The sequence below is a fragment of the Bradyrhizobium sp. STM 3843 genome (genome assembly GCF_000239815.1).
In the GTDB taxonomy this organism is placed as follows: Bacteria; Pseudomonadota; Alphaproteobacteria; order Rhizobiales; family Xanthobacteraceae; genus Bradyrhizobium.
Genome location: NZ_CAFK01000044.1, coordinates 23,931 through 45,587 on the forward strand (window position 1 = coordinate 23,931; position 21,657 = coordinate 45,587).

The 21,657-nt window shown below is 63.8% G+C and carries 22 protein-coding genes; 6 read left to right on the top strand and 16 right to left on the bottom strand.

Features of this window, described 5'->3' with window-relative positions:
* Positions 1-79 precede the first annotated feature (79 nt).
* Together BRAS3843_RS06295 and BRAS3843_RS06300 are read left to right on the top strand one after the other, a co-directional pair.
* Positions 80-418 carry a cytochrome c gene (locus BRAS3843_RS06295; RefSeq protein ID WP_008967934.1) on the top strand — a complete coding sequence of 113 codons (339 nt, stop codon included), beginning with the start codon at positions 80-82 and terminating at the stop codon, positions 416-418.
* A gap of 120 nt (positions 419-538) precedes the next feature.
* Complete coding sequence (locus BRAS3843_RS06300; protein WP_008967935.1) at positions 539-1,960, top strand: MFS transporter; 1,422 nt, start codon at positions 539-541, stop codon at positions 1,958-1,960.
* 135 nt (positions 1,961-2,095) lie between these two features.
* Here BRAS3843_RS06300 and clpA read toward each other — a convergent pair whose 3' ends face one another.
* The gene (gene clpA / locus BRAS3843_RS06305; protein WP_008967936.1) at positions 2,096-4,495 is read right to left on the bottom strand and encodes an ATP-dependent Clp protease ATP-binding subunit ClpA; all 2,400 of its coding nucleotides are present in this window, start codon (positions 4,493-4,495) and stop codon (positions 2,096-2,098) included.
* A gap of 366 nt (positions 4,496-4,861) precedes the next feature.
* Positions 4,862-5,194: an ATP-dependent Clp protease adapter ClpS gene (clpS, locus tag BRAS3843_RS06310; protein ID WP_008967937.1), complete on the bottom strand. Its 333-nt coding sequence runs from the start codon at positions 5,192-5,194 to the stop codon at positions 4,862-4,864.
* 575 nt (positions 5,195-5,769) lie between these two features.
* Between clpS and BRAS3843_RS40555 the strand changes: the two genes are divergently transcribed.
* Positions 5,770-6,042, top strand: a complete 273-nt coding sequence (locus tag BRAS3843_RS40555) for a hypothetical protein (RefSeq protein WP_139024753.1) — start codon at positions 5,770-5,772, stop codon at positions 6,040-6,042.
* 10 nt (positions 6,043-6,052) lie between these two features.
* Here the strand turns inward: BRAS3843_RS40555 and BRAS3843_RS06315 are convergent, their stop codons facing one another.
* Positions 6,053-6,397 carry a phasin family protein gene (locus BRAS3843_RS06315; RefSeq protein WP_008967938.1) on the bottom strand — a complete coding sequence of 115 codons (345 nt, stop codon included), beginning with the start codon at positions 6,395-6,397 and terminating at the stop codon, positions 6,053-6,055.
* A 391-nt stretch (positions 6,398-6,788) separates the two neighbouring features.
* Here BRAS3843_RS06315 and BRAS3843_RS06320 point away from each other — a divergent pair, with 391 nt between their 5' ends.
* Positions 6,789-8,597 (top strand): serine hydrolase, encoded by a 1,809-nt coding sequence (locus BRAS3843_RS06320; protein WP_008967940.1) that lies wholly within the window; start codon positions 6,789-6,791, stop codon positions 8,595-8,597.
* Between the two features lie 239 nt (positions 8,598-8,836).
* Here the strand turns inward: BRAS3843_RS06320 and BRAS3843_RS06325 are convergent, their stop codons facing one another.
* The 4 genes from BRAS3843_RS06325 to BRAS3843_RS06340 all read right to left on the bottom strand — a co-directional run bounded on the left by BRAS3843_RS06325 (position 8,837) and on the right by BRAS3843_RS06340 (position 12,668).
* The gene (locus BRAS3843_RS06325) at positions 8,837-9,556 is read right to left on the bottom strand and encodes a DnaJ domain-containing protein (protein WP_008967942.1); all 720 of its coding nucleotides are present in this window, start codon (positions 9,554-9,556) and stop codon (positions 8,837-8,839) included.
* Positions 9,557-9,658: 102 nt separating this feature from the next.
* The gene (locus BRAS3843_RS06330) at positions 9,659-10,417 is read right to left on the bottom strand and encodes a hypothetical protein (RefSeq protein WP_035980972.1); all 759 of its coding nucleotides are present in this window, start codon (positions 10,415-10,417) and stop codon (positions 9,659-9,661) included.
* Between the two features lie 83 nt (positions 10,418-10,500).
* A complete protein-coding gene (locus BRAS3843_RS06335; RefSeq protein WP_008967944.1) occupies positions 10,501-11,382 on the bottom strand; it encodes an alpha/beta fold hydrolase in 882 nt (293 codons plus the stop codon).
* A gap of 362 nt (positions 11,383-11,744) precedes the next feature.
* Complete coding sequence (locus tag BRAS3843_RS06340) at positions 11,745-12,668, bottom strand: division plane positioning ATPase MipZ (RefSeq protein ID WP_008967945.1); 924 nt, start codon at positions 12,666-12,668, stop codon at positions 11,745-11,747.
* A gap of 266 nt (positions 12,669-12,934) precedes the next feature.
* Between BRAS3843_RS06340 and panC the strand changes: the two genes are divergently transcribed.
* Positions 12,935-13,810 (top strand): pantoate--beta-alanine ligase, encoded by an 876-nt coding sequence (gene panC / locus BRAS3843_RS06345; RefSeq protein ID WP_008967946.1) that lies wholly within the window; start codon positions 12,935-12,937, stop codon positions 13,808-13,810.
* A 39-nt stretch (positions 13,811-13,849) separates the two neighbouring features.
* On the opposite strand, the gene BRAS3843_RS06350 is transcribed toward panC, so the two are convergent.
* From BRAS3843_RS06350 to BRAS3843_RS06370, 5 genes are all read right to left on the bottom strand, one after another.
* Positions 13,850-14,290, bottom strand: coding sequence for a DUF1489 domain-containing protein (locus BRAS3843_RS06350; RefSeq protein WP_008967947.1), 441 nt, complete (start codon positions 14,288-14,290; stop codon positions 13,850-13,852).
* A gap of 14 nt (positions 14,291-14,304) precedes the next feature.
* Complete coding sequence (locus tag BRAS3843_RS06355) at positions 14,305-15,291, bottom strand: hypothetical protein (protein WP_008967949.1); 987 nt, start codon at positions 15,289-15,291, stop codon at positions 14,305-14,307.
* A gap of 347 nt (positions 15,292-15,638) precedes the next feature.
* Positions 15,639-15,830, bottom strand: coding sequence for a hypothetical protein (locus tag BRAS3843_RS06360; protein ID WP_008967950.1), 192 nt, complete (start codon positions 15,828-15,830; stop codon positions 15,639-15,641).
* A gap of 215 nt (positions 15,831-16,045) precedes the next feature.
* On the bottom strand, positions 16,046-16,414 hold the full coding sequence (locus BRAS3843_RS06365; protein WP_008967951.1) for a YidB family protein: 369 nt from the start codon (positions 16,412-16,414) through the stop codon (positions 16,046-16,048).
* An 84-nt stretch (positions 16,415-16,498) separates the two neighbouring features.
* Positions 16,499-17,158: a glutathione S-transferase family protein gene (locus tag BRAS3843_RS06370; protein WP_008967952.1), complete on the bottom strand. Its 660-nt coding sequence runs from the start codon at positions 17,156-17,158 to the stop codon at positions 16,499-16,501.
* A gap of 56 nt (positions 17,159-17,214) precedes the next feature.
* On the opposite strand from BRAS3843_RS06370, the gene BRAS3843_RS06375 reads away from it, so the two are divergent.
* Entirely contained in the window at positions 17,215-17,892 is a 678-nt protein-coding gene (locus BRAS3843_RS06375) for a DUF599 domain-containing protein (RefSeq protein ID WP_008967953.1), read from the top strand.
* Between the two features lie 13 nt (positions 17,893-17,905).
* Here the strand turns inward: BRAS3843_RS06375 and BRAS3843_RS06380 are convergent, their stop codons facing one another.
* The 4 genes from BRAS3843_RS06380 to mgtE form a co-directional block, all read right to left on the bottom strand.
* Complete coding sequence (locus BRAS3843_RS06380; protein WP_008967954.1) at positions 17,906-18,757, bottom strand: hypothetical protein; 852 nt, start codon at positions 18,755-18,757, stop codon at positions 17,906-17,908.
* Positions 18,758-18,890: 133 nt separating this feature from the next.
* The gene (locus BRAS3843_RS06385; protein WP_008967955.1) at positions 18,891-19,709 is read right to left on the bottom strand and encodes an aldo/keto reductase; all 819 of its coding nucleotides are present in this window, start codon (positions 19,707-19,709) and stop codon (positions 18,891-18,893) included.
* A gap of 71 nt (positions 19,710-19,780) precedes the next feature.
* Positions 19,781-20,071 carry a helix-turn-helix domain-containing protein gene (locus BRAS3843_RS06390; protein ID WP_008967956.1) on the bottom strand — a complete coding sequence of 97 codons (291 nt, stop codon included), beginning with the start codon at positions 20,069-20,071 and terminating at the stop codon, positions 19,781-19,783.
* 83 nt (positions 20,072-20,154) lie between these two features.
* Positions 20,155-21,570 (bottom strand): magnesium transporter, encoded by a 1,416-nt coding sequence (mgtE, locus tag BRAS3843_RS06395; RefSeq protein ID WP_008967957.1) that lies wholly within the window; start codon positions 21,568-21,570, stop codon positions 20,155-20,157.
* Positions 21,571-21,657 lie beyond the last annotated feature (87 nt).

The following is a 21,657-nucleotide window of genomic DNA, read 5'->3' on the forward strand; positions in this document are numbered from 1 at the left end:
CACGTGCCGATTCCTTGAACAATTCGGCCGGTGCCGGGATCGATCGGATGCGCCGCTTTGCCCTGACGCGGATGAGACCATGATAGGACGAGCGGGATACACCATTTTGCTGCTGGCCATGACGTCCAGCGCCAGCCATGCGCTGGATGGCGAGCAGAGCCGAGGAAAAGCGCTCTTGCAAACGCTTTGCAGTCGATGCCATGCGGTGGGTCAGACTGGGACCAGCCCACACCCCGATGCCCCGCCCTTCCGCAGCTTTGGCGACGACAAACTCTACGACGAAGACTTTGCAGAGCGCCTGCAAGCCGGGCTGTCGACGATCCATCCGGACATGCCGACCTTCCAATTCAATCGCGCCGACGCCGAGGCGGTGGTCAACTATCTCAAGGCCATCCAGGCCCGGCCGAAGGCGAAATGACCCCGCGAGGCCGGGCCCGCTCTGGGAACTGACGCCTGCTCGGTCCGTTGCCCGTCGCGATCCGCACCGGATACCGCAGGGGCAAAGCGCCTTGCCAAGCGTCCTGGAGCCATTTCACGGATGAGTGCCACTGCCCTCGAATATCCCGATGGCCTTCCGCTGCCGCAGCGTAGCTGGGCGATCGTCACGATTGCGCTCGGGATCGTCATGGCCGTGGTCGACGGTGCGATCGCCAATGTCGCGCTGCCGACGATCGCGCGCGATCTCAACGCAAGCCCGGCCTTCTCGATCTGGATCGTCAACGGCTACCAGCTCGCCGTCACCATCTCGCTGCTGCCGCTGGCCTCGCTCGGCGAGATCATCGGCTATCGGCGGGTCTATCTCGCAGGCCTCGTGCTGTTCACCATCGCCTCGGCGGCTTGCGCCCTGTCGCACACGCTGCTGCTGCTGACGCTCGCCCGCATCCTGCAGGGCTTTGGTGCGGCCGGCATCCTCAGCGTCAACTCGGCGCTGGTGCGCTTCATCTATCCGCATGCGTTGCTGGGCCGCGGCATCGGCATCAATGCCATGGTGGTTGCGATCTCGGCTGCGGTCGGCCCGACCATCGCGGCCGGCATTCTCTCGGTCGGGACCTGGCCTTATCTGTTCGCAATCAACGTGCCGCTCGGCTTTGTGACGTTCGCGCTCGGCGCGCGTTGTCTGCCGCACACGCAGCGTTCACCCCACATGTTCGATTGGCAGAGCGCGGCCTTGAGCGCGCTCACCTTCGGCTTCGGCATCGCCGCGATCGACAGTCTCGGCCATGGTGAAGCGCTCCTGACCTGCGCGATCCAGTTCGCCGTCGCGGTCATCTCCGGGGTGACACTGTACTACCGCGAGACCCACATGGCCTCGCCGCTATTGCCGCTCGACCTGTTGCGCATCCCGATCTTTGCGCTGTCGATCGCGACCTCGATCGCTTCTTTCTGCGGACAGATGCTCGCCTTCGTGGCGATCCCGTTTTATCTCGAAAGCCACTTTGGCTATTCCGCGGTACAGATCGGCCTGTTGATCACGCCCTGGCCGATTGCGGTCGCCTTTGCCGCGCCGATCTCCGGGCGGCTGGTCGAACGCTTCCCGGCGGGTCTGCTCGGCGGTGTCGGCCTGTTTCTGTTCGCCTGCGGCCTCGGCGCGCTGGCGCTGTTGCCGTCGCAGCCCGCGGTGATCGACGTGGTCTGGCGAATGGCGCTGGCCGGGTTCGGCTTCGGCCTGTTCCAGACCCCGAACAACCGCACCATGATCGCTGCGGCGCCGCGCGAACGTTCTGGTGGGGCGAGCGGTATGCTCGGTACCGCGCGCCTGTTGGGCCAGACCATGGGCGCGGCGCTGGTTGCGATGTTCCTGGCGGTCAGCCCCATCGAGGGCACGCGGCTGTCGCTCGCCACCGGCGTGGGCTTCGCGCTGCTCGGCGCCATGCTCAGCATGCTCCGCCTGTCTCCCGTCGGTGCCAGGGGCGCCGAGCATGTCCGCGTGCGGGATGGCCAGCGGCTGAAGGGCGAGTAGCCACGACGGCCGGCGGAGGCTGCGACCGATCCAACTCGGCAGGCCTGTCGAATGCGCATAGACTCGCCGGACGCAAAAAGGCCGGCGCAATGGCCGGCCTCTTGCAGTGCGATGTCTTCTAGGGCTTGGCGCCGCTCAGACCTTGACCAGCGGTCCCTTCGAGGCCGGGCCCTTGGAGCCGCCGCCGGATCCGCCGGACTTCGGCTTCCGCTTGCGGGCCGCCGGCACTTCCGACTTCGGCGTGACCGGACCTTCGACGAACTCGAAGCCGATCTTCTCGAGCTCCGGATTGGCCTCGTCCTTGACCAGGACGACACGGACGTGCCCACCGCCCTTCAGCTTGCCGAACAGCACCTCGTCCGCCAGCGGCTTCTTGATGTGCTCCTGGATCACGCGGCCCATCGGACGCGCGCCCATCTGCTCGTCATAGCCATGCTGGATCAGCCAGGCCTTGGCCGGCTCCGACAGCTCGATGGTGACGTCGCGGTCGGCGAGCTGAGCTTCCAGCTGCAGCACGAACTTCTCGACCACCATGCCGATCACGTCGACCGACAGATGCGCGAACGACACGATCGCATCGAGCCGGTTGCGGAATTCCGGCGCGAACTGCCGGTTGATCGCCTCGTGGTCGTCGCCTTCCCGCTTGGAGCGATGGAAGCCGAACGCCTGCTTGGCCATGTCGGCCGCGCCCGCATTCGTGGTCATGATCAGGATCACGTTGCGGAAGTTGACCTGCTTGCCGTTGTGATCGGTGAGCCGGCCATGATCCATGATCTGTAGCAGCACATTGTACAGATCGGGATGGGCCTTCTCGATTTCGTCGAGCAGCACCACGCAATGCGGATGCTGGTCGACGCCGTCGGTCAACAGGCCGCCCTGGTCAAAACCGACATAGCCGGGAGGTGCGCCGATCAGGCGCGACACCGTATGCCGCTCCATGTATTCGGACATGTCGAAGCGCAACAGTTCCACACCCAAGGTGGCCGCGAGCTGCTTGGCGACCTCGGTCTTGCCGACGCCGGTCGGGCCCGAGAACAGGTAGCAGCCGATCGGCTTCTCGGGTTCGCGCAATCCCGCGCGGGCGAGCTTGATCGACGCCGACAGCGACTCGATCGCCCTGTCCTGGCCGAACACGACGCGCTTTAAGGTCTGCTCAAGGTGCTTGAGCACTTCGGCATCGTCCTTCGACACGCTCTTCGGCGGGATCCGCGCCATCGATGCGATCGTGGTCTCGATTTCCTTGATGCCGATGGTCTTCTTGCGCTTGCTCTCGGACACCAGCATCTGTGCCGCACCGGATTCGTCGATCACGTCGATCGCCTTGTCCGGCAGCTTGCGGTCGTGGATGTAGCGCGACGACAGCTGCACCGCGGCCTCGATCGCCTCGTTGGTGTATTTCAGCCGGTGATAATCCTCGAAATACGGCTTCAGCCCCTTCAGAATCGCGATCGCATCCTCGACCGACGGCTCGTTGACGTCAATCTTCTGGAAGCGCCGCACCAGCGCGCGGTCCTTCTCGAAGTGCTGGCGGTACTCCTTATAGGTCGTGGAGCCCATGCAGCGGATCGTGCCGGAGGCCAGCGCCGGCTTCAGCAGGTTGGACGCGTCCATCGCGCCGCCAGAAGTGGCGCCGGCGCCGATCACGGTGTGGATCTCGTCGATGAACAGGATCGCGTTCGGATGGGCCTCGAGTTCCTTCAGCACCTGCTTCAGGCGCTCCTCGAAGTCGCCGCGATAGCGGGTCCCGGCAAGCAGCGTGCCCATGTCGAGCGAGAACACCGTCGCGGCCGCCAGAACTTCCGGCACTTCACTGTCGACGATGCGCTTGGCAAGCCCTTCCGCGATCGCGGTCTTGCCGACGCCCGCCTCGCCCACGAACAGCGGGTTGTTCTTCTGGCGGCGGCACAGCACCTGGATGGCGCGGTTGATCTCGGAGTTCCGGCCGATGACCGGGTCGATCTTACCGTCACGCGCTTTCTTGTTGAGGTTGACGCAATAGGTTTCCAGCGCCTCGCCCTTCTTCTTGGAGTCCTCGCTGCCTTTGTTCTCGGTCTCCTCGTCGACGCCGCGCACGGGGCGTGCCTCGGAGACGCCCGGCCGCTTGGCAATGCCGTGGCTGATATAGTTGACGGCGTCGTAGCGCGTCATGTCCTGCTCCTGCAGGAAATACGCGGCATGACTTTCGCGCTCCGCGAAGATCGCGATCAGCACGTTGGCGCCCGTCACCTCTTCGCGGCCGGAGGATTGGACGTGAATCACCGCGCGCTGGATTACGCGCTGGAAGCCTGCGGTCGGCTTGGCGTCGTCGCTGCCGTCCGTGACCAGATTTTCGAACTCGGTTTCGAGATAGTTGACAAGACTGCCGCGCAGCTTGTCGAGATCGACGCTGCATGCGCGCATCACGGCCGCTGCATCGGAGTCATCGATCAAGGACAGCAAGAGGTGTTCCAGTGTCGCGTATTGATGATGACGCTCGTTGGCAATCGCCAGCGCACGATGCAGGGATTGTTCAAGGCTTTGAGAAAAAGTCGGCATGCGCGTCCTCTATGGCCCCCTGGCATCATGATCGCCGCCGCCCGGTCAGGCAACAACAACCTTCGTCAAATATAGTTATAATCGAGTGCGGCAAAAGACCGGTCGAGCCACCCGATTGCCCTTTCACCGGATCGTTAATGCAAAACCCGTTCCGAGTGTGACGGCGGGCGCAGACGCCGATTTGAATCGCTCTTGTCGTCGGCAGATTTCGCTCTTCCGCTGCATTCGTGGAGCGATCATGTGCGAGACGATGGCGTGAAGGCGCGGCCGACTCGAGAAAAGGCCGCAAAAGTCCGGAGATTGGCCGGCTGAGCCCGCTCCGGCTTCAGTCGCCTGATAGATAGGGCCGATTTCGGCCAGATATTCCTACTTCTTCTCCATCACACATTGCAGCGGATGCTGGTGCTTGCGCGCGAAATCCATCACCTGAGTCACTTTGGTCTCAGCGATCTCGTAGGTGAAGACACCGCATTCGCCGATCCCGTGATGGTGGACATGGAGCATGATCTTGGTCGCCGCCTCAACGTCCTTGTTGAAAAACTTTTCCAAGACGTGAACGACGAATTCCATCGGCGTGTAATCGTCGTTGAGAATCAGGACGCGATAAAGGTTCGGGCGTTTGGTCTTCGGCTTGACCTTGGTGATGACCGAGGTGGCGGGGCCGTTATTGCCGCTGGGCCGATTCTCGTTGCTGCTCATCCTGGGCACTGGGAGAGGCTTTGACAGATCAAATCTGGACGTTAGCTGCGACATGGCACACGCGTTAGATACCGTTGCGGGATCCCTAACAGGTTCCCACCTTGTCCCGCCGGGGCCACGTTGGCAGCCCGGACCTGCTTCCCAAATCGCCTTATCCCAGCCGACCGGTCCGACATCAGGAATATGGGTCAGTTACCGGTCTGCCGCAAGCGCACATCGCGGTCGAACGCGCTTCCGCCAGCACCGATTCTCCGACCTCGGCGATGATCGATGAGGTTAAACAATTCGTCCGGATTTTACAAAGCGGATTCAGTGGGAATTGGGGAGGAACCTGTTCTGGCGAGCAAGTTATCGACTCCCGAGGTTCGCCGCAGTCTGCTCGGGCGCTTGTCCATCCGTCCAACGGCGCAGCCCGAAATCTCGGCAGCTTCCTCTGCCCGGCTGCACCTCGTGACCGACTCCATCACCGGTCCAGTCCTGCTTTGCCTTCAAGACAACAGACCACCTGCAAGACGACAGACCACCTGGCGCCGCGCTCTTGAGCAGCGACATCGTCGCGGCTTCGCCTCACACTGATGGCGACCAAGACCGCGATGCCCAGAACCCTATCGGGATCGAGCAACGCCGGTCCCTTCTCGCACCTCTACACGACCACGGAGTTCCTGCAGGATGGCGCGAGCGGCAACGACCTTGCCGGATCATCGCCGAGTTCATCCAGACAGCAGACGCACGCGGAACGCCGTCGAGGAAATTTCGAAGCTGCGTGTCGCGTCATGACATCGGTCAGCACGACAGAACCGGCAAAAGAAAGCCCGGCATTCGCCGGGCTTTTTGGTGTCCCCGAATGACGCGGGCGGCTTAGTGCGTAGCGGCCGGCGGGGTGAACTTGGCAGCCAAACCTTCGAGCGGCTTGAAAGCCTGCTTCGCGAGATCCGAATAGAGGCCTGCGATCTTCTGCGAGTCTGCAACGAAGGTCTCATAGGCCGACTTGGCGTATTCGCTCTGCGCTTCGAGCACCTTGTCGAGCGACTTCACGCCCGAGAGTTTCTCGACGAAGGACTTGGTGTCCTCGAACGATTTCTTGGTGTAGTCGCCGTAAGCGGTGGCTATTGCATGCAGGCCGTTCTGCACGGTCGTCGCCGAGTTCACGACGGTTTCGAACTGCTCCTTGCCGTAGTTCTGGAAGTCTTCGACCTTAAACATGGCATCCCTTTCCCTGACCGAAGCGCTCACAAGACAAGCTTTTGCTCTCCTGAGGCGCATTGTCATATATCCTGCACCGCACAATAAAATCAAGAATCTTGTGCAATGCACAATTCAGGGCATTAGGGCCATATTCCTGAGATCCCCGCAAGATTTCTTTAATCTTTTGGCAACCCGCTCGCCCTAACCTTCCCGATGGCCCTGTCGGCGTTCGGCAGGTCTACAAAGCTGTTCCAAAACAGCACCTTAACAACACTTCAGTCCGGCCTTTCGATTTCTGGCCATCTTTACCGGCCAATCGGCAGCCCGGACAGGCTCAATGTCACGGGAGCGTTCGGCACAATTTCGCCTCACGAGCCGGTGATCAAGTCGGAAATTGGACGGGGATTTCATGCTTCGCAAAAACTTGGCTTCCTCGCGCCTGGTGCGGGTTGGCGTCTACGGGCTACTCACGCTCACGACCGTTGCGGTCTTCACGACCGACAGCGCCGAAGCACGTCGGCACCATCGGCGTCATCACACTGCGCATCATTCGCCGCGTAATGATGAAGGCAGCTACAGCCCCTCCTTCTCCTCCATCATCGTCGACGGCAATTCCGGAGCGACGCTGACGGCGACCAATCCCGATGGGCTGCGGCATCCGGCTTCGCTCACCAAGATGATGACGCTTTATCTGCTGTTCGAGCGTCTCGATGCCGGCAAGATGAAGCTCGATACCGAGATGTCCGTCTCCGAGCACGCTTCAGAACAAGATCCGACCAAGCTCGGTCTTCGGCCCGGCCAGACCATCAGGGTCGAAGATGCGATCAAGGGATTGATCACGCGTTCGGCGAACGACGCCGCGGTCGTGATCGCCGAGGCGATCGGCGGCGACGAAGACAATTTCGCCAGGATGATGACCCGCAAGGCCCATGCGCTCGGCATGAGCCGCACGGTCTATCGCAACGCCTCCGGCCTGCCGAACGACGAACAGGTCACCTCGGCCCGCGACCAATCGATCCTCGGCCGTGCACTGCAGGACCGCTTCCCGCGCTACTATCATTATTTCTCGACGACGGCCTTCAACTTCCGCGGCCACACCATCACCGGGCACAATCACCTCCTCGGCAGCGTCGAAGGCGTTGATGGCATCAAGACCGGCTACACCCGCGCCTCCGGCTTCAACCTCGTCACCTCGATGCATCGGGGCAACCGATTCCTGATCGGCGTCGTGCTGGGCGGCCGCAGCGGCGGATCGCGTGACGCCATCATGCGCAGCCTGCTCGCCGAGAACCTCGACAAGGCCGCAACCAAGCGGACGGCTGTGGCCGTCACCGAACGCAGCGGATCCGACGCCGCGACCGACACCGCCGATCAAGGCGGCATGCAACTCGCCTCGGCTACCCCTGATGCGCCGGCTCCCGCCCCGAGCCGTGCCACCAAGATCATCTCAGCCCTCTCGGAGGCGACCGCGGCGCTGCCGCCGGCGCAGCCCAGGGACAACAAAGCCAAGACCGACATCAAGGCCGACATCCGCACCGAAGCCAAGGCCGAACCGGCTCCGATGACTTCGGGCGTGATCGACAGCCAGCCGATGTCGATCATTCCCGGCTCCACGGAGCCGATGAAGCCGGTCAGAGTGAAGACGGTTCAGGTCAAGGCTGGTGCGGTGAAGCTCGCCTCGGCGGCCCCGCAGCCGGTCGCGCCCGTGCCGACGCCGCGCAACGATGCGGTCGAGCCGGCACGAAGCGATGCCTATCGTCCCGAACCACAGCGTGCCGACCTCCCGCCGCAGCCGCCTGGGCACGGTACCGGCAACGGCATCCTCGGCGTGCTGCCGGCCTCGAGCCTGCCGCCGTCCTCGTCGCAGGCCATGGCCTATGCCGCCCCCGCACCCGCCCCGCAAGCCCCGGCACCGATCCAGCAAGCCTCTGCGGCTCCGGCGCCGGAAGTGGCTGCGAAAGCCGCCGTGACCCACAATGGCTGGATCGTTCAGGTCGGCGCGCTCGACAATGAAGCGGAGGCGCAGAAGCGGATCGAAGCCGCGCGCAGCCAGGCTCAGGGCCTGCTCAGCAAGGCCGATCCGTTCACCGAAACGGTCTCAAAGGGCGACAAGACCCTGATCCGCGCCCGCTTCGCCGGTCTCGATCGCGATCAGGCCGAAGCGGTCTGCAAGAAGCTGAAGCGCGCCGACATCTCCTGCATGACCGTGCATAACTAGATCACCAGGATCTCCTTGATGAGGCCCGTGCGCCACACCGCACGGGCCTTTTTCGTTGGGCCTCTCCACGAGAGGGCCTGCAAGAGGCCGGCGCAAACCTCTCGTCAAGAAATTGCAGCTAGAACTTTTTCACCATGAAGGATCGAGCACGCCTGGTAACGGCGGGCGACCGCTGGCGTCGACAGAGCAGGCGATGAAAGCGGAGTTTCGGTCTTGTGGCGTGAGTGGCGTTGCCGGAGTCAGCCGTGATGCGTGCGAAGCAGAGTATCCTTGGCCTCGTTTACCCTGGCGGCGAGATACGTCGACCCCCCTTGATCGGGATGCAGTTTCTTCATCAGCGCACGGTGGGCACGCCCGATTTCGTCGCGTCCCGCCCCCGGCTGCAGGCCAAGGATCTGATAGGCCTCCTCGTCCGTCATTTTGCCGCTCGACGCCGCGCGGCCCTGCCCCGCTGCCGTATCTCGCTCCGCGTGTTGACGCCAAGCGGGAAACCGGCGGTCCAGATAGCCTTCAAGTAACGCGACGCTGTCGACGTCGAGCGTCGGGATGATCGCCGCGAGCTGCGGCAGATCGAAATCGTCCAGCGAGCGGCCTGCATGCGGACCGGCGACGAATCGCCCGGCGAGCTGCCCGCTGTCGTGATCAAGCATCATCTCGATGAATTGCGAGCGCACCCGCGAGCTGTTGCTGCCCGCAGATCGGGACGCCCCCATTCCGAACAGGCTTCCGAACCCGCCGAGACCGGAAGGCGTCCAGCCCAAGAGGCCGGCGCCGAACAGCCCAATCGGAACAGCCACAACGAATTCACCGCGAATCCCGGTGAAGGCGGCGACAGCCAGGCACAGAATTCCGCCGACGAGCTTGATCGCCCGAGCGAGCGCAGCAGGATTTGCCGCGCGAAACATCTGCAGCAGCAAATAAAGGGTGATGACGGCGACAGCGCCTGCGACCAGAGTCATGGGCTGAATATAATCGCCAGCGCGGCAAAAAGCAGGATGGAGATTGCGCGAACCTCCGGCACACAACCAAGCATCGGTTCGTCCTATCGGAGGCCTGCGCGCCTATTTCATCTGTTCGAGCAGGTGCGCCGCGCTGGGCTGCCGCGCTGAGAGCCGCATCAGCGCTTCGCGGCCGCCGGCTGCATAGGCGGCAGCGGCGCGCAGCAGCTCGCGCAACTGGGCCGCTGCACCGGGATCAAACCGGCACCAGGCTCCGCCACTCAGCCGCGCGATCTCGCGGAACGCCTGTTCGACCCCGGGATCGGTGCCTTCCTGGAACATGAAAATCGGAACTTTGAGGATGCCGAGCTCACCGGCCTTGGTGCAGAGCTCGTCTACGCTCTCTTCCATGGCATCGCCGACAAACACCAGCGCCCTTACGCCGGAGGCGGTGGCATCGCGGCGCGCCTCGCTCAGCACCTTCCCGATCTGAGTATTGCCGCCGCGGCAATCAATCTTGGTCATCAGGCGCGCAAGCTCGCCGCTGTCGGAAATCCAGCGGGTGGCGCGGCATTCGTTGAAGCCGCGATAATAGATCAGGCGGATGTCGAGGCTGCCGAGCGAGGCGGCCTCGCGAAACATGTCGGCCTGCAACCCACAAGCCATGTCCCAGGTCGGCTGCCGGCTCATCGTGGCGTCGAGCGCGAAGATGAGACGGCCACGCGCGCCCACGGCATTCGGCGCCATCGCGCGTACCTTGGCGACGAAATCGGCGATCGAGGCTGCGCTCGACGGCGCTGGGTCTGGCAAGCTGCCTTCACCGGCCTTCGCATTGGACGAGGCCACGTCGCCTGGGCGGATCTTGGTAGGGTCTGTCGTCATCATCGCTCGCGAAGCTGCGCACAGAATGTGGGCAGCCGCGCCACGACGTTCAACACGGCGCTGTAGGCTCCGGAATGCCCCGACTAGTGGGTCAGCTGTTTCGCCGGCGCTTGTGCAGTCGGTGCATAGGGCGCCACCGGGCCGGGATCGGTCAGCGGCGACTTGGTCTTTACCGGGGCGAGGTCGCTTGAGCTGTCGGCGTCGGCCAGAAACTTGTCGAGCATGGCCTGGATCGACGACTTGGCCTCATCCGGACCGGTGTCGCGCATGTCGTTGTGCTGGAAGTCGGTCTTCACGACGGTGATCCCGGCCTTCTCGCAGACGTCGTCGCTCGGCAGCACGCCGGGGTCGGTCTTGAATTGCGGATCCTTCGAGCGGAACGACAGGATCTTGACCTTGCCGTTGGTGATGAAGGGGACGCGCAGATTGTCGAGCGTCACCACCTTGCGCACCTCGTCAGGATACTGCTTGGCGAAGTACATCGTGATATCGCCACCCATCGAATGCCCGACGATGGTCAGATGGTCGTAGTCGGCGTTCGGCTGAACCTCGCGCATCTGCTCCACGGCGAATTTGATGTTGGCGACACCGCGCTGGATCTGCGGCAGGCGGCCGACATAGAGCTCGCCGACCTTCGTGACCATCGGCGGATCGCTCGGCAGGTCATGCTGGATGCTGACCGCCATGTAGCCTCGCGCGGCAAAGACGTTCGCGAGGAAGGAATATTCGGTGAATTTGACGGTATTGCCGTGATTGAGGATCGCGACCGGCAGCTTGATCATTCCAGCGTCGGCCTGCATTTCCTTGTCGCGTCGAACCGCGATATCCACCTCCACCAGGCGGTTTTCGCGGGATGCGTCATGGAAGCGAAGCGTCTCGTGCCGGATCGCCCATTTGCTGGCGGTCACGTAGCCGGCAACAGCCAGAACCCCGGCAGAGACTAGAACGATGATTCCACGCTTCATGTTCGTCCTCTGGATCCACAACCTGAAGTGGCTACAGCCCTATCTACTGTCGCCGTCCCTTGTGTTTAATATATGCAACAGCGCTGTGACAGAAAGACTAAATGTTGTGTCCCGGCCGCCTGAACGTTGTGCGCTGCAGCTAACTGCTGTGCAGCATTCACGCGCGCCCTCCTCTCTGAGGTTCTTATCTGAAGCTCAGGTTCAAGCTGGCGCTAAAATTTTCCATAAAGAACCGAACACGTAAATTGGCGTTCCGGCATTGAGGTGCGACAAATCGGCCAATTTTCAGGCATGAGTGCCCGGCCCGTAGTATTACCGGTCTTTCGCGGTCGGGAACGCGAAGGAACAAAGCGAGCAGGCCCTCAGGCGCTGATGATGTCGTGGACATCCAGCGGCTTGTCGACCTGGGCAAACCATTCGGCCCGGTTTGCGGCCCGCCGCCGGCCGCGCTCGTCCAATGGCAGCTTCAGCTGCCGCAACAGGCTCGTCACCTCCTCCCGGGCCGTCACATGGCCAAGATTTGGACGGGTCCCGAGCGTGGCCTCGTCGATATCGTCGAGCGCCGTCAGGCCGCGCGGAAAGAACTCACGGTAGACGACCCGCTCGGCGAAACCGTCGATCGAGCGGAAGCCGAGCCGGAAGGACAGTTCCTTCAGCCCCTCGGCGACCAGCTGCTTGTTGCGCGATCCCAGCATCGACAGACGATTGCGCACCACGATCCAGTCGGTGGTCGCGCCGTCGACCTGCCGCCGCTTGCGTCTGACGTCGCGGACCATCTCCGCGTAGTGGCTTTCACCTGTGACCGCGTAGGTCGCGGGATCGACGGTGCCCAGCACGTCGAAATCCAGGAAGCTGTCATTGATCGGGGTGACCAGCGTGTCGGCCATCGAGTGCGCGAGCCGCATCAGATAGCTGTCGGTCCCCGGCGTATCGATGACGATGAAGTCGAAGCTGTGTTCGACCGCGCCGACCGCCTCGATGAACTGCTGGAACTCGGTGCTCTCGTTGTCGGCGATCTGCATCGTCTGGCCGAGCTTGATGCAATAGTGGGTCGGGAGCTCAAGCGGCAGCCCGGTGCGCCGTGCCCAGGCGCTGCGGTTGTTGATGTAGCGGGTGAAGCTCTGCTGCCGGCAATCGAGATCGATGGTGGCGACGCGCTGGCCCGCCTTCATCAGGGCAACGGCAATATGCAGAGCGGTGGTGGACTTGCCTGAACCGCCCTTCTCATTACCGAGGACAATCACATGGGCCGAACCCGATTGCCCCTGGCTCGTCTGCACCAGCATATTCCGACCCCTCACGATCATCTTCGAGTCACGCTTGCCCGCGGTCAAGTGAAATGCGTGCGGAATGTAAATTCGCCTCGCGAGGCGCGAGGCTCGCGGCATCTCGGCCACAACTGATCAGTCTCCGGACGCAAGAGGCGTTCGACAGTGAGCAGACGTGTTCAAGTGCGCTTGGTAGCTTCGCATTGTCCTTGATAAGGTCGGCGTTCCAACGGTCAAGACCGAACACACGAGCTCACAACTTCAGTCCGCGGATTAGAGCAAAAATGTCACGAAGCCCCCAGATCGTCCGTACTATGCCTGCGCTGCGTCGCGCACTCGACGGCTTGCGCGCGAGGAAAGCGACCCTCGCATTGGTCCCGACGATGGGAGCGCTCCATGACGGGCATGTGTCGCTGGTCCGATTGGCGAAGCGGCGCGCCGACAAGGTCGTCGTCTCGATCTTCGTCAACCCGACTCAGTTCGCACCAACTGAGGACTTCGGTTCCTATCCGCGGACCTGGAAGGAGGACGTGGCGAAGCTCGCCGCTGAGCAGGTGGACGCGATCTGGCACCCCGACGCCAAGGCAATGTATCCGGATGGCTTCGCGACCCGTATCGTCCCGGAGGGCGCGGCATCGGCCGGCCTCGAAGATCGCTTCCGCCCGCATTTCTTCGGAGGCGTCGCGACCGTCGTTGCCAAGCTCTTCACCCAGTGCCGGCCGGACGTCGCGGTGTTCGGGGAGAAGGACTTTCAGCAGCTCCGGGTGGTGACCCAGCTCTCCCGCGATCTCGACCTCGGCGTCAGGGTGATCGGCTCGCGCACGGTGCGCGAGCGCGACGGCCTCGCGATGTCGTCGCGCAACGTCTATCTGTCCCCTGAGGAACGCCGCGTCGCGCCCACGCTCTATCGGACCATGAAGGAGATCGCGGGCAGGATCCGCGCCGGCAACAGGATCGAAGCGGCCGTCGCGGGCGCCGCCGAGCTGATCACCGACGCCGGCTTCGTGCTCGACTACCTCGAAGTCCGGCATGCCGAGACACTCGCGCCCATCGCCTCCTCCAAGAATGGATCCAAGCAGGAACTCAAGGATGGACCGTTGCGGATCCTGGTGGCCGCCAAGCTCGGAAAGACCCGGCTGATCGACAATATCGGAGTCTGAGACTGCGCTCTGCACGCAGGGCGCGATATGCGGTCCCCGCTATAGAAGCCCGAGATCGCGCAATTCGCGCCGCATCGGCTCCGGCATCGCCGCGACGCTGTCCGCGCTCGCCTTGCCGAGGTCGGGCGGCGCATCGGCCGGCTTCAGGTAGCGCCAGCCCTGAAACGGGCGCATCGGCCGCGGCGACACGGCCATCACCTTCGGCTGCATCACGAGCCGGCACCGGCCGATGCCGTCGCGATCACGGAACGGCTCGATCGCGATGAGCTTCTCGCGTGCCGCGATCTCGCCCTTGATCACCCAATAGAGCGAGCCGCCCGCCAGGATCTCCTCGATCCGCTTCGGCGTCATCCGGGTCACGTGGATGTGGTGCTCCGGCAGGCCCTTCTTCCTGGCCGCCTGCATGCGCTCGGCGATCCATTGCTTCAACTCTTTGACCGACTCGCAGCCGACGGCCAGCTTGATCAGGTGCAGGGGCATGGGATCTTTGACGCTTACTCTTTACCGGACGGCTCAGCCGCTTCGGGCGCGGCCTGCGGCGCGGGCGCCGCAGCCGGCGGCTTTGGCTTCGGTGGCGCAGGCTTCTTCGCCGGCACCTGGGCATGGCTTGCCGCGACCGCAGGCGATGGTTGCGCGCGCGGCGCCGGAGCGGCCGCCGCAGGCGCTGCGGAGCGCGACGTCGATGCGGTCGGCTCGGGGGCCATGATGCTCACCGGCGGCGTCGAGGCCGCGCTTGGGAACTCCGCGTTGGTCGGCTTGCCGGTCGGCATCGACGGCACCAATCCGGCGAAGGCTCCTGACGCAGCCGCTTGCGCCTGCGGCGCCTGGGCTTGCGGGGGGGCATTCCATTGCGACGCATAGCGCGTCACCAGGCCCTCGTAGGTGCGCGCCTCCATATTGCTGACGATCTGCTGGGAATCCGTCAACAACCGGAACACGTAGCAGTCGGCAGGCGTGCAGCGGTCGCGCGTGAGCAGCACATAGGCCATCAAGCCGTAGCGGTCGCGTTCGACCGCCCGCCGCAGCGCAAGCTGCTCGGGAGTAATCGCCTTGTTGGCAGGGGCGGCATCACCGTAGGCGATCAGGCGCGAGATCATGGACCCGGCGTAGCTCACGGCAGCGGCGGTGGCGTCCGCGGTCCCGAACAGGTTCTTCTCGCAGTTCGACAGCACAAGATCGCCGGCGAGGTCCTCGACGCAGGCAAGCGCGGGCAGCATGGCACTGGCCGGCGCGGTGCTGGAATTTTCACCGGTTCCGCCGCGGCCGCTCTCATCCAGGCTTTTCATGGTGGAGGCCACCGCGATGCCGACCGCGAGCAGAGTGATGATGCTCAGCGCTCCATTGGCGACCGACTTCTCGGCGCGCAACAGCGTGACCAGGACGATCAGGCCGAAAAACGCCGCTGCGGCCAAAGTGAGCCACATCGGGAAAGCCGGCGAGCTCAATAACTGGTCGAGCGAGGTCGGCGGAGTCAAGTTCATGCGCAACGGTCCCTTAGACGAGCCGGCGATCGATTGCGAGTGTTACGCCCGGGATAGCGGGGCGCGATCAGCGATAAACAATGGCCAAATCCAAATACTCACCTCAGTCTATGGCCCCCGCGGGCCCGACCATAGGCCGATTCCGCGCACGGCGCGCGGCAAGAGTACCTCAAAACGAGCAGCTATCCCCACCCCATCCGGCAGCCCCCTCTCCGCGGCGGAGCGAGCAGGCATCGCGTCAGTTTGCTGTTCTTCCCCCTCGCTCATGCCCGCAGCACGAGATGCAACGGGCTCGATGACGCCTCGTGGCGGAACCTGCGGTCCGCTGACGGCCAAGACGGCGCCGCCTAGGACTGCGCGAGCTGGCTTTCCCTGGCCACGCGTTCGAAGGCTTCGGTCGAGCTCTTGATGCGGTATTGGCAGTCGTCGCCTTCGGTCGGGAGCTGGCGGATGATTTCGTAGGTACCGCTGGCGGCTGGGCGCGAGATATTGCTCGCCGTGAAGGTGACGGTCGATCCGACGGGAAACTTGTGCTTCAACGCCCACTCCTGCTCAAACGCCGGTCCTGGCCAACGGTCCCCGCTGCAGTGGATCGGCTCTCTTTTTAATAGAGGCGTCTATAGCATGTCGGCGCGCGCCATGGCCAGTCATTGCCGCCATGGCGAATGCGTCAATTTTGTAGCCTTTTCAGCACGATGCTGGGCCGTCTGGCCCGAGTTCCGCCCATTCTGAGCGGCCCGGCAGAATGGCCGGATCAGGCGGTATGGGGAAGCTTCCCGTCGGGGCTCGCATGATCCACGGCCAGCGGCAGCTGCTCGGCCAGCCCCTTGGAGAGTTGGTCGACCGGGATATTGTAGCGGGCGGCCAGCTGCTTGACCGTGTCGCTGCCAAGCACCTCGCGCAGCTGCTCAGCCGAAATCGGCAGGTTTTGGCCGTTGCCGAGCCAGGATTTGACCTGGGCCCCGAACCCGGCCTGCTCCAGCTTGGCGACGATATTGTTCAGGCCGCCCTGCCCACCTTGGCCGAAGACCTCGTTCAGGACGACCGGAAGCACGGCGGCCTCGAGCTGTCCCAAGGCGCCTTGAAAGGCTGACGAGTTTCTGAGTTCGTCGAGAAATCCCATGACCGTTGACTCCATCCGCTTCAGCAGGATCATAACAGGACCACACGACAGACCAAAGTTCGACAGCCCGCGGCCTGGACGCGGTCAGACGTCTTCGAACCGCGCGATGAGCAGAGTTTCCGCAAGCCCGTCCCGGGTCCATTCCGCGAAGGCCGGCATCGCCATCATCGTGTCCATATAGGCCCGCGTCTGGGGCGTGACATCGATCGCATAGGTGCGGAAGCGGTGGACGACCGGCGCGTACATCGCGTCGGCAGCCGAGAACGCGCCGAACAGATACGGCCCGCGTGCCCCATACTGCGCCCGGCAATCGCTCCAGATCTGCTCGATCCGCGCGACATTGGCCCTCACCTCGTCCGAGAGTGGGATCGCGCGCACCGGCCGGTGCAAATTCATTCCGCACGCGCTGCGCAACGGCACGAAGCCGGAATGCATCTCGGCCGAGATCGCCCGCGCATGCGCGCGCTCTGCAATGCCCTGCGGCCACAGCCCGGCATCCGGAAAACGCTCGGCGAGATGTTCGATGATCGCGAGCGAATCCCACACCGTGATGTCGCCGTCGATCAGGATCGGCACTTTTCCCGCTGGCGAGAAGCTCAACAGGCGGTCCTTGTCGGCTTTGTCGTCGGTATAGATCGGTACGAAGATTTCCTCGAAAGCGATGTTGCAGCCGCGCATCGCCAGCCAGGGCCTCATCGACCAGGAGGAATAATTCTTGTTGCCGATCACGAGCTTCAACGTCATGTCCGAACCTGTCTCCATTGCAGCGGCTCTGCGCCGGTCATGACGAGGAATACAGGATGGGCTCCTATACCGTCGATATCGTCGCGGTATCTTTTTTCGCGCTGGAATGGGTCGTCTATGCGATCACCCTGGAGCACACGGCCTATGGGCGCAACAGCCTGTCGGCACGCATGAATGCCTACCGCGAGGTCTGGATCCGGCGCCTGCTCGAGCGCGAGGCGCGGATGGTCGACATGCAGATCATGTCGTCGCTGCAGAACGGCACCGCCTTCTTTGCCTCCTCGAGTCTGATCGCGATCGGCGGCGGGCTCGCACTGGTGCGCTCCACCAGCGATGCGCTGGCCGTGTTCAAGACCTTTCCGGTCGATCTTAGTCCGCACCCGGCCCTGTGGGAGATCAAGTGCGTCGGCTTGGTCCTGATCTTCATCTACACCTTCTTCAAATTCGCCTGGGCCTACCGCCTGTTCAATTATGTCGCGATCCTGATCGGCGGCATGCCGCTGGCGGCGCAGCGCGGCACGCCGGAGGCCGAGGCTCATGTGATCCGGACCACGCGCCTGTTCGAAGCCGGCGCGCGCCATTTCAACCGCGGCCAGCGCGCCTTCTTCTTCGCGCTCGGCTATCTCGGCTGGTTCGTGAGCCCCTGGGTGCTGTTCATCACCACGGCGGCCGTGGTCATCGTGACCTGGCGCCGGCAATTCGCCTCCAGCGCCTGGGACGCGATGGGCCACTAGCTCATTCGGCGGATCAGTCCACGAAATCCTGCGGCGTGAACGACAGCTCCAGCACCTTCCACTCGCGGTAGCGATCCGGCGGCAGCATCGCGTAGGGCTGGCAGGCGGCCAGCGCCCGGACCGCGCTCTGTTTCATCTCCAGGGCCTTCACCGAGGCGGTCCCCGCAAGCAGCACGGGATCCGCGGCAAGCCGGCCGTCCGGGGTCATGACCACACGCAGCTTGACCATGATGTTGTCGGAACGGGACACGGAGGCCGGCAATTTCGAGCAGCTCCTCAGATGCTGCCGGAACGGCCCGGTCAGATTGGCGGTGAGATTGGTGCTCGCTGAAGGCCCGGCATCCTTGCTCTCGTCCGCATCGTTTCCTGATGCCGGCAAAGGTGGCAAAGGCGGCGGCAGTCCAAGCATCACGCCATATTTGACCGTGAGATCGGGCTGGGGGACATAGCTCGACGCGCTCGACGGTGCTGGGGTCGGAGCGGGTGTCGGGGTCTGCTGCGTCTCTGCAGGCGGCTGCGGTTGCGCTTGCGGCTGGGACGGCGGTTGCGCCTTTGCCTCGCGCGTTGGCGTCGGCTGCGGCGTAGGAGCCGATGCCGGCGCAGGGGCCGGTGCGGGGGCAGCCGTTGCCGATGTCGACGAGGTGTCCGGCTTGGGCAAGGCCAGATCGGGCGATGGCGAGGGGCTCGGGGCAGGTTGGAGCGGCTTCTCGGGCTCGTCGGACTCAACGATGTCGACGGCAACGGCCTCCGGTGCAGGAGCCTCGAAACGGCGCACGTCGGTCGACAGGAAGATCAGGGCCGCGGCGACGATATGCGCGAGCACCGATGCCGCGATGCCCCAACGTATGAATGGCCACCGTTCCATGCTGCTTCTTTGCGCCCGCGCCTGACCGGCGCCTGCGCGCGGCGATCACCACCAGGTTTCGACCATCACGACCTTGGCGGTCGCCGGTCGCGGGTGCCACACCCGGCCCAGCATAGCAAGCCGCAGTCGGTCCTCAATCCCATTTCGGCGCAAAGGCGAAATTGGTCATGCGGTCTTCGGCGCCTCCGAGCGCGAAGATTTCGTCCATCTCGGCATCGGACAAAGTGAAATCGAAAACGTCGATATTCTCCGACAGGCGCTCGACGCGCGAGGTGCGCGGAATGGCGACGACGTTCTGCTGCACCAGCCAGCGCAAGCAGATCTGCGCCGGCGTCTTGCCGTGAGCGCGTCCGATCCGGGCGAGCGTCGCATCGTTCTTGATCTTGCCCCTGGCCACCGGACTATAGGCGACCATGGCGACGCCATTACGGGCACAGGCCTCGCGCACCTTGGTCTGGTCGAGATAGGGATGATATTCGACCTGGTTGCAGATCAGGGGTTCGGGACTGGTCGCGACGGCCTCGTCGATCAGCGCCACCGTGAAATTTGACACGCCGATGTGACGGGTCAGGCCGAGCGACTTCGCATGCGCCAGCGCACCGAGCGTTTCCGCCAGCGGCACGTGTGGATTTGGCCAGTGCAGCAGCAACAGATCGACCTCGGAGACGCGCAGTCTCACCAGGCTCTCCTTGGTCGAACGCTCGAGATCGTGCGGTGCAAAATGCGTGGTCCACACCTTGGTGGTCAGGAACACCTGATCGCGGCGGATATGCGAGGCACGCAAGCCCTCCCCGACCTCGCGCTCGTTCTCATAGACCTGGGCGGTATCGATATGGCGGTAGCCGAGCGTCAATGCCTGCTCGACGATGCGCGCGCAGGTTCTCCCGCGCAATTCCCAGGTTCCCAGTCCGATCGCCGGGATGCTGGCGCCGTTGGCCTCAATTGCTTGCATGGCCGCGCCCTCCAATTGCAAGCATTATGTCTCCGGACGCCGATGGTGCCAATGCGAGACTAGGTTTGAGCTTAAGTCTTGGCTAAGGCTGCGAACACCATGTCCGGCGCGTGCGCGATCACCGTCAGCAGCGCGCGCGCCGGCCCGCGCGGCATGCGCTTGCCCTGCTCCCAGTTCCGGATGGTCTCGACGGGAACGCCGAGCTTGGCGGCAAACTCCTGCTGGGTCAGATGGGCGCGGCGGCGGAGGTCGCGGACCTCGGCCGGCCCGGTCGGCTGCGCGGCCGGGGCCAGCGGAAATTCCTGGCCGTCGCGCAGCTCCACGATCCGTCCGTCTGCTTTCAAGCGCAAGCGTTGTTGCATGGGTCCGACTCCGTCTCGGTGCCCCACTTTCGCAAGTCCCCGTTAAGGTCGGATTAACGATAAAAGTCCCTCAAAAATCGAGGTTATTTGAGCCCGAACCAGGCCGTGGCAATGCCCAGAAAGGCGAAGAAGCCGACGACGTCGGTGACCGTGGTGACGAACGTGCCGGACGCCACGGCGGGGTCGGCCTTGACGCGATCGAGCACCATCGGGATCAGGATGCCGCCGAGCGCGCCGGCGACCAGGTTGGAGATGATCGCCAGTCCGATCACGATCCCAAGCCCGGGGATCTTGAACCAGGCGACCGCAGCGACGCCCGTGATCAGCGCGAAGGCGAGGCCGTTGACCAGGCCGACCAGGGCCTCGCGCATCACGACGCGGAAGGCGTTGTTCGAGCCGAGCTCGCGCGTGGCCAGGGCACGCACCGCAACCGTCATGGTCTGGGTCGCGGCATTGCCGCCCTGGCTCGCGACGATCGGCGCCAGCACCGCGAGCGCGACCATCTTCTCGAGCTGGCCTTCGAACAGGCCGAGCACCGACGACGCCAGGAAGGCGGTGGCGAGATTGATCAGCAGCCAGTTGAAACGGCCCTTGGCGATGGTCCAGACGCTGTCGGAGAGCTGTTCGTCGCTGGAGACGCCGCCCAGCGCCTTGAAGTCCTCATCCGCCTCCTCTTCGATCACGTCGACCACGTCGTCGACGGTGATGACGCCGACCAGCCGATTGTCCGCGTCGACGACGGGAGCAGCGACCAGGTTGTACTTGCCGAACAGCCGCGCCACCTCTGCAAGCTCGTCGGTCACCGCGACCCGGCGGCGATCTTCATGGATCAGCTCGGGGAGCTTGACCGGCCGCCGCGCCCGCAACAGCGCATCGAGCGAAACCGCGCCCTGCCAATGCTGCGACCCGTCGACCGCATAGATCTCGTAGAACCGGTCCGGCAGGTCCGGCGTCTCCCGCATGTAGTCGATCGCCTGGCCGACCGTCCATTCGAGCGGCACGGCGATGAATTCGCTCTGCATGCGCCGCCCGGCCGATCCTTCCGGGTATTCCAGGCTGCGCTCGAGCACATCGCGCTCGGACGGCGGCAGCCGGTCGAGAATCTGCTCCTGATCCTCCTGATCAAGGCCCTCGAGCAGCTCGACGGCGTCGTCGGATTCCAACTCGCGGACGCCTTCGGCGACGGTCGCCGGCGCGAGTTCCTCGAGGATTTCCTCACGAACGGCATCGTCGACCTCGTTCAGCGCGGAAAAGTCGAAATCGGTGCTGGTGAGCTCGACCAGCCGCACCCGGTCTTCGGGCGCCAGCGCCGCGATGAGGTCGCCGAGATCGGCCTCATGGAGTTCCGCGACCTCCGATCGCAGGAACGTTTCGTCCTCCGCGGCGATCGCCGCCGTGATGGACTCGATGAACTCGGGTCGGATCTCGCCGTTGTCTGTCCGCATCAGAGCACGGTCGACGATCACAGCATTGTGGGCCGCGTCCAATTGTTCATCCATGACGGGCCTCGCGGGTTTGACAGATCAACGCAAACTGGTCTCAATCGTACTTTGACGCATTACCCAATGGGCCGCAGGCGATGCAAT

Excerpts from the sequence above, each read along its gene's own strand:
- BRAS3843_RS06295 (WP_008967934.1), top strand. The coding sequence starts at position 80 with ATGATAGGACGAGCGGGATACACCATTTTGCTGCTGGCCATGACGTCC.
- BRAS3843_RS06300 (WP_008967935.1), top strand. The coding sequence starts at position 539 with ATGAGTGCCACTGCCCTCGAATATCCCGATGGCCTTCCGCTGCCGCAG.
- clpA (WP_008967936.1), bottom strand. The coding sequence starts at position 4,495 with ATGCCGACTTTTTCTCAAAGCCTTGAACAATCCCTGCATCGTGCGCTG.
- clpS (WP_008967937.1), bottom strand. The coding sequence starts at position 5,194 with ATGAGCAGCAACGAGAATCGGCCCAGCGGCAATAACGGCCCCGCCACC.
- BRAS3843_RS40555 (WP_139024753.1), top strand. The coding sequence starts at position 5,770 with ATGGCGACCAAGACCGCGATGCCCAGAACCCTATCGGGATCGAGCAAC.
- BRAS3843_RS06315 (WP_008967938.1), bottom strand. The coding sequence starts at position 6,397 with ATGTTTAAGGTCGAAGACTTCCAGAACTACGGCAAGGAGCAGTTCGAA.
- BRAS3843_RS06320 (WP_008967940.1), top strand. The coding sequence starts at position 6,789 with ATGCTTCGCAAAAACTTGGCTTCCTCGCGCCTGGTGCGGGTTGGCGTC.
- BRAS3843_RS06325 (WP_008967942.1), bottom strand. The coding sequence starts at position 9,556 with ATGACTCTGGTCGCAGGCGCTGTCGCCGTCATCACCCTTTATTTGCTG.
- BRAS3843_RS06330 (WP_035980972.1), bottom strand. The coding sequence starts at position 10,417 with ATGACGACAGACCCTACCAAGATCCGCCCAGGCGACGTGGCCTCGTCC.
- BRAS3843_RS06335 (WP_008967944.1), bottom strand. The coding sequence starts at position 11,382 with ATGAAGCGTGGAATCATCGTTCTAGTCTCTGCCGGGGTTCTGGCTGTT.
- BRAS3843_RS06340 (WP_008967945.1), bottom strand. The coding sequence starts at position 12,668 with ATGCTGGTGCAGACGAGCCAGGGGCAATCGGGTTCGGCCCATGTGATT.
- panC (WP_008967946.1), top strand. The coding sequence starts at position 12,935 with ATGTCACGAAGCCCCCAGATCGTCCGTACTATGCCTGCGCTGCGTCGC.
- BRAS3843_RS06350 (WP_008967947.1), bottom strand. The coding sequence starts at position 14,290 with ATGCCCCTGCACCTGATCAAGCTGGCCGTCGGCTGCGAGTCGGTCAAA.
- BRAS3843_RS06355 (WP_008967949.1), bottom strand. The coding sequence starts at position 15,291 with ATGAACTTGACTCCGCCGACCTCGCTCGACCAGTTATTGAGCTCGCCG.
- BRAS3843_RS06365 (WP_008967951.1), bottom strand. The coding sequence starts at position 16,414 with ATGGGATTTCTCGACGAACTCAGAAACTCGTCAGCCTTTCAAGGCGCC.
- BRAS3843_RS06370 (WP_008967952.1), bottom strand. The coding sequence starts at position 17,158 with ATGACGTTGAAGCTCGTGATCGGCAACAAGAATTATTCCTCCTGGTCG.
- BRAS3843_RS06375 (WP_008967953.1), top strand. The coding sequence starts at position 17,215 with ATGGGCTCCTATACCGTCGATATCGTCGCGGTATCTTTTTTCGCGCTG.
- BRAS3843_RS06380 (WP_008967954.1), bottom strand. The coding sequence starts at position 18,757 with ATGGAACGGTGGCCATTCATACGTTGGGGCATCGCGGCATCGGTGCTC.
- BRAS3843_RS06385 (WP_008967955.1), bottom strand. The coding sequence starts at position 19,709 with ATGCAAGCAATTGAGGCCAACGGCGCCAGCATCCCGGCGATCGGACTG.
- BRAS3843_RS06390 (WP_008967956.1), bottom strand. The coding sequence starts at position 20,071 with ATGCAACAACGCTTGCGCTTGAAAGCAGACGGACGGATCGTGGAGCTG.
- mgtE (WP_008967957.1), bottom strand. The coding sequence starts at position 21,570 with ATGGATGAACAATTGGACGCGGCCCACAATGCTGTGATCGTCGACCGT.